Here is an 11,798-nt window from a genome sequence, read left to right as displayed (position 1 = left end):
TCCTTCTGGGCCGCCGCGGACCAGATGACCCGCGGGTTCATCATCGGCGCCACCGCCGGCCGCACCACCCTGACCGGCGAAGGCCTGCAGCACGCGGACGGGCACTCCCCCATGCTGGCGGCAACCAACCCGGCCGTCGTCACGTACGACCCGGCATACGGCTATGAGATCGGCGTCATCATGCGCGACGGCCTCAACCGCATGTACGGTCCCGGCGCAGCCGGAACAGACACTGCCGACAACGACCCGTCGCGGAACGTGATGTACTACATCACGGTCTACAACGAGCCGATCATTCAGCCGCCGGCACCCGCGGAGCTCGACGTCGAGGGCATCATCAAGGGCATCTACCTGCTCGCACCGGCCAAGATCGACGGCCCGCGCACGCAGATCCTTGCCTCGGGGGTGTCCGTCCCCTGGGCCCTCGAAGCCCAGCGGGTCCTCGCCGAGGACTGGGGCGTCTCAGCCGATGTCTGGTCCGTGACCTCCTGGACCGAACTGCGCCGCGACGCCATGGCCGCCGAGGAAGACTCCTTCCTCAACCCCGGCCAGCCCGCCCGCGTCCCGTTCGTGACCCAGCAGCTCGCCGGCGCCACCGGTCCGATCGTGGCAGTCACGGACTACATGAAGGCCGTACCGGACCAGATCCGCCAGTTCCTGCCGAACGAGTTCGCCTCGCTCGGCGCTGACGGGTTCGGCTTCTCGGACACCCGCGCCGCGGCACGCCGCTTCTTCAAGAACGACATCCACTCGGTTGTGGTCCGTTCCCTTCAGATGCTGGCACGCCGGGGCGAAGTGGATGCCCAGGCGCCTGCCCAGGCCATCGAGAAGTACCGCCTGCACAACGTCAACGCCGGCACCACCGGCAACGCGGGCGGCGACTCCTAACCGCGCTCCAGCGCAAGAGCGAACGTTCGACGGCGGTTCCCACCGGAAGGTGGGGGCCGCCGTCGTCGTTTCCCCGGCTTGACCTGGCCCGTGACATGGGACCGCGACCCAAGACTGTGATTTACGCCAAGGCGCGTTGTAGCCTTTGCACAAATGGAGCTTGGGCGGCGGGCACCGTATGCTCGATGCATGGCAGAGCCGATCACCACTCCCGCAAAACGCAAGCCGGCCTCGAAGGCGATGTCTCCGGAGAAGGTCGAGACGCTCAAGAAGCTCCGGGCAAACGTGGGCCAGCTGTCCACCACGACGCTGCGCCAGCTGGAGAAGTCACTGCCGTGGTACAGCCGGCTGAACTCCGACGAGCGCTCAGCCCTGGGAATGGTGGCCCAGAACGGCATTGCCGCGTTTGTCACCTGGTACGAGCGTCCCAGCTCGCCGTCGTGGATCCTTTCCGACGTCTTCGGCACCGCACCCACCGAACTGACCCGCTCCATCAGCCTGCAGAAGGCCCTCCAGCTCATCCGGATCGTGGTTGAAGTGGTCGAGGACCAGGTCCCTGTGATCGCTCCGGAGGCGGACCAGTCCGCGTTGCGCGAGGCCGTGCTGCGCTACTCCCGCGAGGTCGCGTTTGCCGCCGCGGACGTCTACGCCCGCGCCGCGGAGTCCCGCGGCTCCTGGGACACCCGGCTGGAAGCGCTCATTGTCGATGCGATCCTGCGCGGCGAAAACACCGATGCCCTGCGGTCCCGGATTGCCGCCCTGGGCTGGAAGGCGCAGGAGCGGTTCACCGTCATGGTGGGGAATTCGCCGTCCGAGCCCAGTGCCAGCTATGTCAGCGAACTCCGCCGCACGGCCGGCCGCTTCGCGGAAGACGCGCTCGTGGGCATCCAGGGCGACCGGCTGATCCTGATCCTCGGCGGAGTCCACGACCGGGAGACGGCCTACCTGAAACTCAGCGAACTCTTCGCCCCGGGGCCCGTGGTGTACGGCGCCGAGGCGGGATCCCTGCTGGAGGCCAGCGGCTCCGCCCAGTCCGCCTTCGCCGGGCTGACCGCGGCCCGGGCCTGGCCGTCCGCACCGCGTCCCGTGGCGGCCGACGACCTCCTGCCGGAACGCGTGATCTCCGGCGACGACGCTGCCCGGCGCTCCCTCGTCAAGAACATCTACCGCCCGCTGCTCGCGGCCTCCAACGGGCTCGTCGAGACCCTGGGCGCCTACCTCGAACTGGGCCACTCGCTCGAAGCCACGGCCCGGGAACTCTTCGTCCATGCCAACACCGTCCGCTACCGGCTCAAGCGGGTATGCGACGTCACCGGCTGGGATCCGCTCCTGCCCCGGGAGGCCTTCGTGCTGCAGACGGCACTCGTCGTCGGACGTCTCTCGGCCCCGCCGAAGCCCGCCACGGAACGCCAACCATCCCGCAACAACTCCTAACCCGTTGTAGACTTCCTACAAACTGACCGTGTGAGCTTGGTGCATGAAAACACCATTGATCACGCAGTAATTTGGAAAGCTGGATACGTGCTTGCAATCGTCTGCCCTGGACAGGGCTCCCAGACCCCTGGTTTTCTGGCCCCTTGGCTGGAACTGCCACCCGTCGCGGGCCATTTGGCCTCCCTTAGCGAGATAGCAGGTATCGACCTCACCGCCCACGGCACCACCTCAGATGAAGAGACCATCAAGGACACCGCCGTTGCGCAGCCCTTGATTGTCGCTGCCGGACTGGTGGCCGCCAAGTCCCTGTTCGACGTCGAGCTCGGCACCCTTCCGGTGATCCTCGCCGGACACTCCGTCGGCGAAATCACGGCCTCGGCACTGGCCGGCGTCCTGACCGAGACGGAAGCCATGACGTTCGTCCGCGAACGCGCCAACGGCATGGCCACCGCCGCTGCTGCCACCCCCACCGGCATGAGCGCCGTCGTCGGCGGGGACCCCGCCGACGTCCTGGCAGCCATCGACGCGAGCGGCGCCACCGCGGCCAACGTCAACGGCGCCGGGCAGGTTGTCGCTGCCGGGACCCTGGACCAGCTCAAGGCCCTCGCGGAAAACCCGCCGGCGAAAGCCCGCGTCATTCCGTTGAAGGTGGCCGGCGCCTTCCACACCTCGCACATGTCCCCCGCTGTGGCGGCCCTGCAGGCCCTCCGACCTTCGCTCCACCCGCGGACGCCGCAGGTTCCCCTCCTGTCCAACTACGACGGCGCAGAGGTCACCGACGGCGCCGCCGCCGTCGACAGCCTGATCGCCCAGGTGTCCCGTCCCGTCCGCTGGGATCGCTGCATGGAGACCTTGGTCCGGCGCGGCGTGACTGGTGTGATTGAACTGGCCCCGGCCGGAACGCTTGCCGGACTGGCCAAGCGCGGCATGCCGGGAGTGAAGACCGTAACTGTCAAAACCCCGGACGACCTCACCGCCGCCCTGGCCCTATTCGCAGAACTGGAAGGACAGGCATGAGCGTTCCCACCTTGAAGCAGGCTCCGCTGCGGGAGAACACCCGCATCATGGGAGTTGGCGCCTACCGCCCCAGCGTGATCGTTACCAACGAGGATGTTTGCGAATGGATCGATTCCTCGGATGAGTGGATCCGCCAGCGCACCGGCATCATCACCCGGCACCGCGCCCCGGCCGACGTCAGCGTTATCGACATGGCCGAAGGCGCCGCTCGCGAGGCCTTGCAGAAGGCCGGGATCGAGGCCTCCCAGCTCGGCGCCGTGATCGTCTCCACGGTGACGCATCCCTACGCCACGCCGTCCGCCGCCGCGAGCCTCGCCGACCGGCTGGGCGCGACGCCCGCACCGGCCTTCGACATCTCGGCCGCCTGCGCCGGCTACTGCTACGGCATTGCCCAAGGCGATTCCCTGGTGCGCTCCGGCGCTGCCGACTACGTCCTGGTGGTCGGTGCGGAGAAGCTCTCTGACGTCATCGACAACACCGAACGGACCATCTCGTTCCTGCTCGGCGACGGCGCCGGCGCCGTTGTCATCGGCCCCTCGGACATCCCGGGCATCGGCCCATCGGTGTGGGGTTCGGACGGCAGCAAGTGGGACGCCATCGGCATGACCCACTCGATGCTGGACATGCGCGAGCTGGCACTGACCGGCAAGCGGAGCGCCGCCCTTACCGACGCAGAGGCCGCCGTCACGGACGCCGCGCTGTGGCCCACGCTCCGCCAGGACGGCCAGACGGTCTTCCGCTGGGCTGTCTGGGAAATGGCCAAGGTGGCCCAGCAGGCGCTGGACGCCGCCGGAATCACCGCCGACGACCTCGCGGCGTTCATTCCGCACCAGGCCAACATGCGGATCATCGATGAGATGGCCAAGAAACTGAAACTTCCCGAGACGGTCACGATCGCCCGGGACATCGCCGAAGCCGGCAACACCTCGGCTGCCTCCATCCCCCTGGCCACCCACCGTCTGCTCCAGGAAAACCCTGAGCTGAGCGGCGGGCTGGCACTGCAGATCGGCTTCGGTGCCGGACTGGTCTTCGGTGCCCAAGTGATCGTGCTTCCGTAAGCGCCCACCGCTCTCCCCTGAACTGAATACGTTCTTCCACAGCACGGATTCCCGCACCAAACCGAATTCTCGGTTTGAATCATTTCCGTCCCCGGTCGCCGGAACATCACCGGCAGCCGAGGACAACTACAAGAAAAGGAGCCATCAATGGCTAGCAACGAAGAGATCCTGGCCGGCCTGGCTGAAATCGTCAACGAAGAAACAGGCCTCGCCACGGAAGCCGTCGAAATAGACAAGTCCTTCACCGAGGACCTGGACATCGACTCCATCTCCATGATGACCATCGTCGTCAACGCCGAAGAGAAGTTCGGCGTGCGCATCCCGGACGAAGAGGTCAAGAACCTCAAGACCGTCGGCGACGCCGTCAGCTTCATCGCCAGCGCCCAAGCCTGATCCTGGCCGTATTGGCTCCCGCCGGCAACGGCTGAGATCCGTGACCGGTCCGGGGCGCTGCAGCAGCTCCCCGGGCCGGACCACTTTGCACCACCTTCGTGCCGCAGATTGTGCAGCACGAGTTCGCATGACCACAGAGTTTTCCCCAACGCAGGCCCCGGCAAATCGTCCTCGATTCCGGACTCGGCAGGCGCACCGACAGAGAGTGATCCCATGGCACGCAAAGTAGTCATTACCGGTCTGGGTGCCACCACACCCATTGGCGGCGATGTCCCCACGATGTGGAAGAACGCGCTGAAGGGCGTCTCCGGCGCGCGCACGCTCGAGGACGACTGGGTAGCCAAATACGAGCTGCCCGTGCACTTCGCTGCCCGCGCCTCCACCCCCGCCCTCGAGGTACTCAGCCGCGTTGAGGCCAGGCGCATGGACCCGTCCACGCAGTTCGGCGTCGTCGCGGCGCGCGAGGCCTGGGCCGACTCCGGCATCACCGAGATCGACCACGACCGTCTGGCCGTGGCCTTCGCCACCGGCATCGGCGGCGTCTGGACCCTGCTCGACGCGTGGGACACCCTGCGTGAAAAGGGACCCCGCCGGGTCCTGCCCATGACCGTGCCCATGCTGATGCCCAACGGCGTCGCCGCGGCCGTCAGCCTGGACCTGGGCGCCCGCGCCGGCGCCCACACCCCAGTCTCAGCCTGCGCGTCCGGCACCGAAGCCGTGCACATGGGACTTGACCTGATCCGTTCCGGCAAGGCCGACGTCGTCGTCTGCGGTGGCGCCGAAGCCGCCATCCACCCGATGCCGATCGCGGCGTTCGCCTCCATGCAGGCCCTCTCCCGCCGCAACGACGAGCCCGAGCGCGCCTCACGCCCCTACGACCTCGGCCGTGACGGCTTTGTCATGGGTGAAGGCGCCGGTGCCCTGGTGCTCGAAGCCGAGGAACACGCCTTGGCCCGTGGCGCCCGGATCTACGGCGAGCTCGCCGGCACCTCGGTGACGGCCGATGCATACCACATCACCGCCCCGGACCCCGAGGGCCTCGGCGCCACGCGGGCGCTCAAGGCAGCCATGTTCGACGGCCGTATCCAGGCCGAGGACGTGGTGCACGTCAACGCGCACGCCACCTCCACACCGGTAGGCGACAAGCCCGAGTACACGGCCCTCAGGGCTGCCCTGGGCTCCCAGCTGGACAGCGTGGCGGTCTCCGCGACCAAGTCCCAGATGGGCCACCTCCTGGGTGCCTCCGGTGCCGTGGAAGCCGTACTGACCGTCCTGGCGGTCTACGAGCGCAAGGCGCCCGTGACCATCAACCTGGAGAACCAGGATCCGGAAATCCCGCTCGACGTCGTCACGACCGCCCGCGACCTGCCCTCCGGCAGCATCGTGGCGCTCAGCAACTCCTTCGGCTTCGGCGGCCACAACGCCGTGATCGCGGTGCGGAGCATCTAGATCCCCCGTTCCCCCGCCGAGATGACAGATGGCGGCAATGTTCCTCGTGAACATTGCCGCCATCCGTCATTTGGCGAAGCTATGGAGTTTGGTGCGTGATTCTAACCTGCGGTGTTCTGGCCCGTGGTGTTCTAGCCGACCTGGTGGAGCCAGCGCACCGGGGCGCCTTCGGCGGCGTGCCGGAAGGGTTCGAGTTCCTCGTCCCAGGCTTCGCCAAGGGCGAGGGACAGCTCGTGGTAGACCGCGGAAGGGTCGCCGGCGCCGGATTCGTAGGCGTAGCGGATCCGGTCCTCGGAGACCATGATGTTGCCGTGCACGTCCGTGACGGCGTGGAAGATGCCGAGCTCAGGGGTGTGGGACCAACGTCCGCCGTCGACGCCCTGGCTGGGCTCCTCGGTGACTTCGTAGCGCAAATGCGCCCAGCCCCGAAGAGCGGACGCCAATTGAGCTCCCGTGCCCGGATTTCCGGTCCACGACAGCTCGGCCCGGAACATTCCGGGCGCAGCCGGCTGAGCGGTCCACTCAAGATCGGTCCGCTTGTCCACGACGGATCCTATGGCCCACTCAACGTGGGGGCACAGGGCCGTCGGGGCCGAGTGAACAAACAACACACCGCGGGTCAGTGCAACAGACATTCCATCCTCCATAGCTGTAGGTACGTCTTCCCCAACGACCTCTGCCTGGATGTCTGTCTGCTGCGCGGGTCCGTAGTTGTGCCGGTGGTCCCTGCCAGACTATTAAGATACTGCCCGGTTCCTGGGTGGACACTTGAGGCTGTTGAGCTTCAAGCAATACTTGAAAGTTGCCGGGCGTGACTCTTATTCTGCCGTACGCTACCTAATTACGCCAGTGAAATTCGGCGAGTCTTTTCCGGCGCGCCGTCCGGCGTCGCATGGACGTCTGCCGGCGGTGCAACGGATGCCGTCAAGCCCGGTGGTCACGCCCGCGGGTGGGCCTGCTGGTAGCTCTTCCGGAGTCGGTCGACGGACACGTGGGTGTAGATCTGCGTGGTGGCGAGGCTGTTGTGGCCCAGGATCTCCTGCACCGCACGGAGGTCCGCTCCGCCGTCCAACAGGTGCGTGGCGGCCGAGTGACGCAGGGCGTGCGGTCCGGTCGCTGAGGTGTCCCCAAGGGCCGCCAGGAGATCGTGGACGACGCTGCGGACCTGGCGCTGGTCCACCCTGTTTCCGCGGGCGCCGAGGAACAGCGCCGGGCCGGACGTTCCGGTCGCCAGAACAGGCCGGCCACGGCGGAGCCAATCGTCGACGGCGAGCGCGGCCGGGAGCCCGTATGGCACCGTGCGTTCCTTGTTGCCTTTGCCCAGCACCCGCAGGGTCCTTCGGTCCGGATCGAGGTCGTCGATGTCCAGCCCGGCCAGTTCCCCCACCCGGACACCGGTGGCATAGAGCAGCTCGACCATCGCCTTGTCGCGCAGCGGCATCGGTCCGCCGTCGGCGGCGGCCGCTCCGGCCCCTTCCACGAGCCGGAGGACCTGGCCTTGGTGCAGCACTCCGGGCAAGGACTTCTCGCGCTTAGGCGCCTTCAACCGCAGGGCCGGATCAACTTCGATCAGTTCCTCGCGTACCGCCCAGGCAGTGAAGGCCCGGGCCGTGGCCGAGCGGCGGCTTAAGGTGGCCCGCGACATGCCGGCTTCGCTCTGGGCGCCAAGCCAGCGACGCAGGGTACCGAGCTCCAGCCCGCGGAGATCCTCCACGCCTTCCGAGGCCGCGTGCGCCAGCAGGCTCCCGACGTCCGAAAGGTAGGCGCGCACCGTGTGGACCGATCGACCACGCTCCGCTTCCAGGTAGCGGGTGAAGCCCTCTGCGGCGGCGGCCAGCGCGGCCGGGATCTGCTGTGTAGACACGCCCCTACTCTCGCAGGAATGTCCCGGCAATCAAGAAGGCCGGCGGCGTGCCGCGGCTGTGCTCCATGGCCCGCGGCAACACCCGGTGCAGAACGGGGCATGGCTCAGCCTGCCTTCCCCGAGCGCTTCCAGCCGCCACGATGTGACTCTGCGAGGCCAATCAGGCCAAGCCGGCCGAGCCCGGCGCGGACGGAGTCAACGCTCAGCCCGGCCACCGCCGTGAGCTTCTCGATGGAGGTGGTGGTCCGCAGCGGTAGGGCGTCCAGGAGGATGAGGTCCTCCAGGGTCAGGCCGTCGTGGACTTCCACCCGTCCCGTTTTGTTCTCCGGAAGCGACTCCCCGCTGGGCGAAGCGAGCTCCGCGATCTCCCCGGCATCAGTGACGCAAACGGCCCCGCCTTCCCGCAGCAGCCTGTGGCAGCCCGCCGAATTGGCGCTGTGGACTGACCCGGGCACGGCCCCGACCGCCCTCCCCAGGGTCTCAGCGTGGTGCGCCGTGTTCAGGGCGCCCGACCTCCAGCGTGCCTCGACGACGACGGTGACGGACGCCAGGGCGGCGATGAGCCTGTTCCGCTGCAGGAAGCGGTACCGCGTGGGTGCCGAGCCCGGCGGGACCTCCGCAAGCACCGCCCCCTGGTCCGCAACGGCCCTCAGCAGGTCCTCGTTGCCGGCGGGGTAGAACCGGTCCACTCCCCCGGCCATCACGGCGATCGTGGGGTTGCCGCTGCCGCTGCCGCCAGCCAGGGCCGCCCGGTGGGCATGCGCATCGATGCCGTAGGCGCCGCCAGAGATGATCGTGAAGCCCCGTTGCGCCAAGGAATACGCAAGATCTCCGGTGACAGACGAGCCATAGGAGGTGCTGTCCCGCGAGCCGACCAAAGCTATGGCCTTCGCGGCTTGGGGCAGCTCCTGCTCGATACCCCGCCACCAGAGGCAGATCGGTTCCTGCAGGCCGAGGTCCGCGAGCTGTCGGGGCCACAGGTCATCCGACGGGCTAATCATCCGTCCGCCGAGCCGCTGCATGGTGGCCAGATCCCTGTCGGGTGCCAGATCAGGGATGCGGGGTGCCCAGCGGTTCCGGGCAGTCGCCAGTCCGGTCCAGCCGCCGCCAGAGCCGTTGTCCTGGAGCACCCGTGACATTTCCTGTTCAAGCTCCTGGCCCGCCGCCAGCTGGCCAGTGGCGATGCGCAGGGCGTCCTCCGCCCCGGCGACGTGCACGAGGGCCAGGCCCGCGGCATCCTGGGGTTCAAACAGTCGGGACAGTGCGGCCCGTGCCGTCCTTTCGTCCTCCATCATGGGTGTCCTTTCGCCAGGTGTTCCCGCCAAATGTTCGATATCCGTGTGTTCGATTTCCCGGAGCACTTCCCCTCCGGAGAGGGCCCGTGTGGCACTTCGCCCCTCAGACGGAGACTGCGGCCTGCCGCAGGCTGAGAGCCTGGCCGATGTCGTCGGCCTCGGGAATATTGCGCCCGGCCAGGTCCGCCAGCGTCCAGGCCAGGCGTAGGACGCGGTCGTAGCCTCGGGCCGTGAGTGCCCCGCGCTCCAAGGCCTGGTCAAGGATCCGTGTGGTGGGTGGCCCCAGCCGCAAGGCTCCCCGGAGCAGCCGTCCAGGCGCCTGGGAGTTGGTCTCAAACCCGAACGGCACCAGCCGGTCCCGCTGGAGCTTCCGTGCCGCTTGAACCCGTTCCGCAATCGTGGCGGTGTCCTCCTCATCACCGGGCTGCCCGAAATCGGCCAGCGACACCCGCTCGACTTGAAGCTGGATGTCCACCCGGTCCAGGAGCGGGCCTGACAAGCGGGAAAGGTAGCGGCGGCGCATGGTGGGAGTACAGGTGCAGTCGACGCCCTTGCCTGACGCCTTGCCGCAGGGGCACGGGTTGGCGGCGAGGACCAACTGGAACCTGGCCGGATAAGCCGCCGTCCCTGCCGAACGATGGATGACCAGCTCTCCGCTTTCCAGCGGCTGCCGGAGAGCATCCAGGACGCGGCGTTCGTATTCGGGAGCCTCGTCCAGGAACAGAATGCCCCGGTGGGCCCGGGACGCGGCCCCCGGGCGGGGCAGCCCGGACCCGCCGCCGATGATGGCAGCAGCACTGGCGGTGTGGTGCGGGTTTTCGTACGGCGGCCGGCGCAGGAGTCGCACTGATGCCGAGGTGAGGGCGCAGAGGGAGTGGATCGCGGTGACTTCCATTGCCTCCATATCGCCCAGATCCGGCAGGAGTCCCGACAACCGCTCGGCCAGCATCGTCTTGCCCGCGCCCGGCGGCCCGGTCAGCAACAGGTGATGGGCTCCCGCGGCTGCGACTTCCAGGGCCTTCCGGGCCTCGGACTGCCCGGAGACGTCCCGCATGTCGGGCGCGATGGCGGGGGTGACGTCGGTCCCCGGATCCCCGTCGCCCTCTTCCGGCCCGGGTTCGAAGCCGAGGGCCAGGTCCTGCGGATCGGCGCCGAAGTCAAACGCCAGCCGGGCCAGCGTCGAGTAACCCTTCACCCGCGCACCGGGAACGAGTCCCGCCTCGGCGGCATTGGCCTGCGCCACCACAACATCCGGGTAGCCCGCACGGACAGCTGCCATCACCGCGGGCAGCACACCTCGGACCGGCCGCAGCCTGCCGTCCAGGCCAAGCTCGGCTATGAAGACGGTGCGCCCTGTGGAGCGGACGTCGTTCGATGCCAGCAGCGCGGCCAGGGCGATGGCAAGGTCAAAGCCGGAACCGCGTTTGGGCAGCGACGCCGGGATGAGGTTGGCCGTGATCTTCCGGCGGCTCAGCGGGATTCCGGAGTTCTGGGCCGCGGACCGGATCCGTTCCTTGGCCTCGTTGAGCGAGGCGTCCGGCAGCCCCAGAATGATGAACGCCGGCAGGGTCTGGCCGATGTCGGCCTCGACCTCGACGATGTAGCCGTTCAGCCCGACCAGGGCCACCGAATACGTCCGGCCCAGCGCCACCTACCCCACCCCTTTGAGGTGTTCCACTGCCGGGTTGCCGATGCCGTCGTCCAGCACTGCGACCACATCGATCCGGCGCAACGGCATCCGCAACTCATGGTCCCGGCACCAGGCCGACGCCAGCCGATGCAGCCGGGCCAGTTTGTCCACGCCGACGGCTTCAAAGGGATGCCCGTAGGCGAGGGATTTCCGCGTCTTCACTTCCGCGATGACCAGTGCGTCCCCGTCGAGCGCCACAATGTCTATTTCGCCCTCCGGGCACCGCCAGTTGCGGTCCACGATCCGCATCCCCTGGGCTTCGAGGTAGTCCGCGGCGAGTTCCTCCCCGCGCCGGCCCAACACATCCTTGGCTCTCATGGGACCAGCCTGCGACGGCGCCCGGAGCGGGTACAGGCGTCAGCGGCGCTATGTGGGAAACCACCTGATGCGGTCCGGCCACGGCGTAAGCAACTGGTCAGCTAAATGTCGCAGCCAGGACCTAGCCTTCGATTGCAGCCATCTGCGGCTGCCGATCGACTCCGGAAACGACTATGAAGGGGGCCAACATGCCACCGGGTTCAACGTGTCAGCCATGGTGCGACGAACACAACGACGCCTCCGCCGAATGCCTGACCCTGCGTTGCCTCTTCTCCCACGACGGGGATCCTCCTGCATCGCCCGGCAACCCGGAATTCGCATCCTTGGCGGCACATTTCAAGGCTCTGGGCGGTTTCCCGGATCAGGTGGACACCATCCTGATCGAAGTGAGC

Annotated in this window: 11 protein-coding genes; 6 read left to right on the top strand and 5 right to left on the bottom strand. The window is 67.8% G+C overall.

The features are described from left to right. The 6 genes from ABIB51_RS18235 to ABIB51_RS18210 all read left to right on the top strand — a co-directional run. Positions 1-888: transketolase-like TK C-terminal-containing protein (locus ABIB51_RS18235; protein WP_502916172.1), on the top strand; the 888-nt coding region annotated here is incomplete at its 5' end. A gap of 189 nt (positions 889-1,077) precedes the next feature. Next, on the top strand, positions 1,078-2,322 hold the full coding sequence (locus ABIB51_RS18230) for a PucR family transcriptional regulator (RefSeq protein ID WP_354190542.1): 1,245 nt from the start codon (positions 1,078-1,080) through the stop codon (positions 2,320-2,322). 87 nt (positions 2,323-2,409) lie between these two features. Next, entirely contained in the window at positions 2,410-3,339 is a 930-nt protein-coding gene (locus ABIB51_RS18225; RefSeq protein ID WP_354190540.1) for an ACP S-malonyltransferase, read from the top strand. Beyond that, complete coding sequence (locus tag ABIB51_RS18220; RefSeq protein WP_354190538.1) at positions 3,336-4,397, top strand: beta-ketoacyl-ACP synthase III; 1,062 nt, start codon at positions 3,336-3,338, stop codon at positions 4,395-4,397. The genes ABIB51_RS18225 and ABIB51_RS18220 overlap by 4 nt, the downstream gene beginning before the upstream one ends. Positions 4,398-4,544: 147 nt before the next feature. Next, positions 4,545-4,790 (top strand): acyl carrier protein, encoded by a 246-nt coding sequence (locus ABIB51_RS18215; protein WP_354190536.1) that lies wholly within the window; start codon positions 4,545-4,547, stop codon positions 4,788-4,790. 213 nt (positions 4,791-5,003) lie between these two features. Beyond that, a complete protein-coding gene (locus ABIB51_RS18210; RefSeq protein ID WP_354190534.1) occupies positions 5,004-6,239 on the top strand; it encodes a beta-ketoacyl-[acyl-carrier-protein] synthase family protein in 1,236 nt (411 codons plus the stop codon). Positions 6,240-6,370: 131 nt separating this feature from the next. On the opposite strand, the gene ABIB51_RS18205 is transcribed toward ABIB51_RS18210, so the two are convergent. The 5 genes from ABIB51_RS18205 to ABIB51_RS18185 form a co-directional block, all read right to left on the bottom strand. Then, positions 6,371-6,874, bottom strand: coding sequence for a DUF3145 domain-containing protein (locus ABIB51_RS18205; protein ID WP_056426723.1), 504 nt, complete (start codon positions 6,872-6,874; stop codon positions 6,371-6,373). 302 nt (positions 6,875-7,176) lie between these two features. Next, on the bottom strand, positions 7,177-8,103 hold the full coding sequence (locus ABIB51_RS18200; protein WP_354190532.1) for a tyrosine recombinase XerC: 927 nt from the start codon (positions 8,101-8,103) through the stop codon (positions 7,177-7,179). A 104-nt stretch (positions 8,104-8,207) separates the two neighbouring features. Next, entirely contained in the window at positions 8,208-9,398 is a 1,191-nt protein-coding gene (gene dprA, locus ABIB51_RS18195) for a DNA-processing protein DprA (protein ID WP_354190530.1), read from the bottom strand. A gap of 103 nt (positions 9,399-9,501) precedes the next feature. Beyond that, a complete protein-coding gene (locus tag ABIB51_RS18190; RefSeq protein ID WP_354190528.1) occupies positions 9,502-11,049 on the bottom strand; it encodes a YifB family Mg chelatase-like AAA ATPase in 1,548 nt (515 codons plus the stop codon). Then, positions 11,050-11,406, bottom strand: a complete 357-nt coding sequence (locus tag ABIB51_RS18185; protein ID WP_354190526.1) for a YraN family protein — start codon at positions 11,404-11,406, stop codon at positions 11,050-11,052. Positions 11,407-11,798: the final 392 nt, after the last annotated feature.

The organism is Arthrobacter sp. UYCu712 (assembly GCF_040547005.1).
Taxonomy (GTDB): domain Bacteria; phylum Actinomycetota; class Actinomycetes; order Actinomycetales; family Micrococcaceae; genus Arthrobacter.
The sequence above is the reverse complement of the archived record's forward strand: the minus strand, read 5'-3'. Positions and strand labels throughout refer to the sequence as shown.

What these genes read in the sequence shown, in the direction of transcription:
- ABIB51_RS18185 (WP_354190526.1), bottom strand. Translation starts at nt 11,406, where the DNA reads ATGAGAGCCAAGGATGTGTTGGGCCGGCGCGGGGAGGAACTCGCCGCG.
- ABIB51_RS18220 (WP_354190538.1), top strand. Translation starts at nt 3,336, where the DNA reads ATGAGCGTTCCCACCTTGAAGCAGGCTCCGCTGCGGGAGAACACCCGC.
- ABIB51_RS18210 (WP_354190534.1), top strand. Translation starts at nt 5,004, where the DNA reads ATGGCACGCAAAGTAGTCATTACCGGTCTGGGTGCCACCACACCCATT.
- ABIB51_RS18230 (WP_354190542.1), top strand. Translation starts at nt 1,078, where the DNA reads ATGGCAGAGCCGATCACCACTCCCGCAAAACGCAAGCCGGCCTCGAAG.
- ABIB51_RS18215 (WP_354190536.1), top strand. Translation starts at nt 4,545, where the DNA reads ATGGCTAGCAACGAAGAGATCCTGGCCGGCCTGGCTGAAATCGTCAAC.
- dprA (WP_354190530.1), bottom strand. Translation starts at nt 9,398, where the DNA reads ATGATGGAGGACGAAAGGACGGCACGGGCCGCACTGTCCCGACTGTTT.
- ABIB51_RS18205 (WP_056426723.1), bottom strand. Translation starts at nt 6,874, where the DNA reads ATGTCTGTTGCACTGACCCGCGGTGTGTTGTTTGTTCACTCGGCCCCG.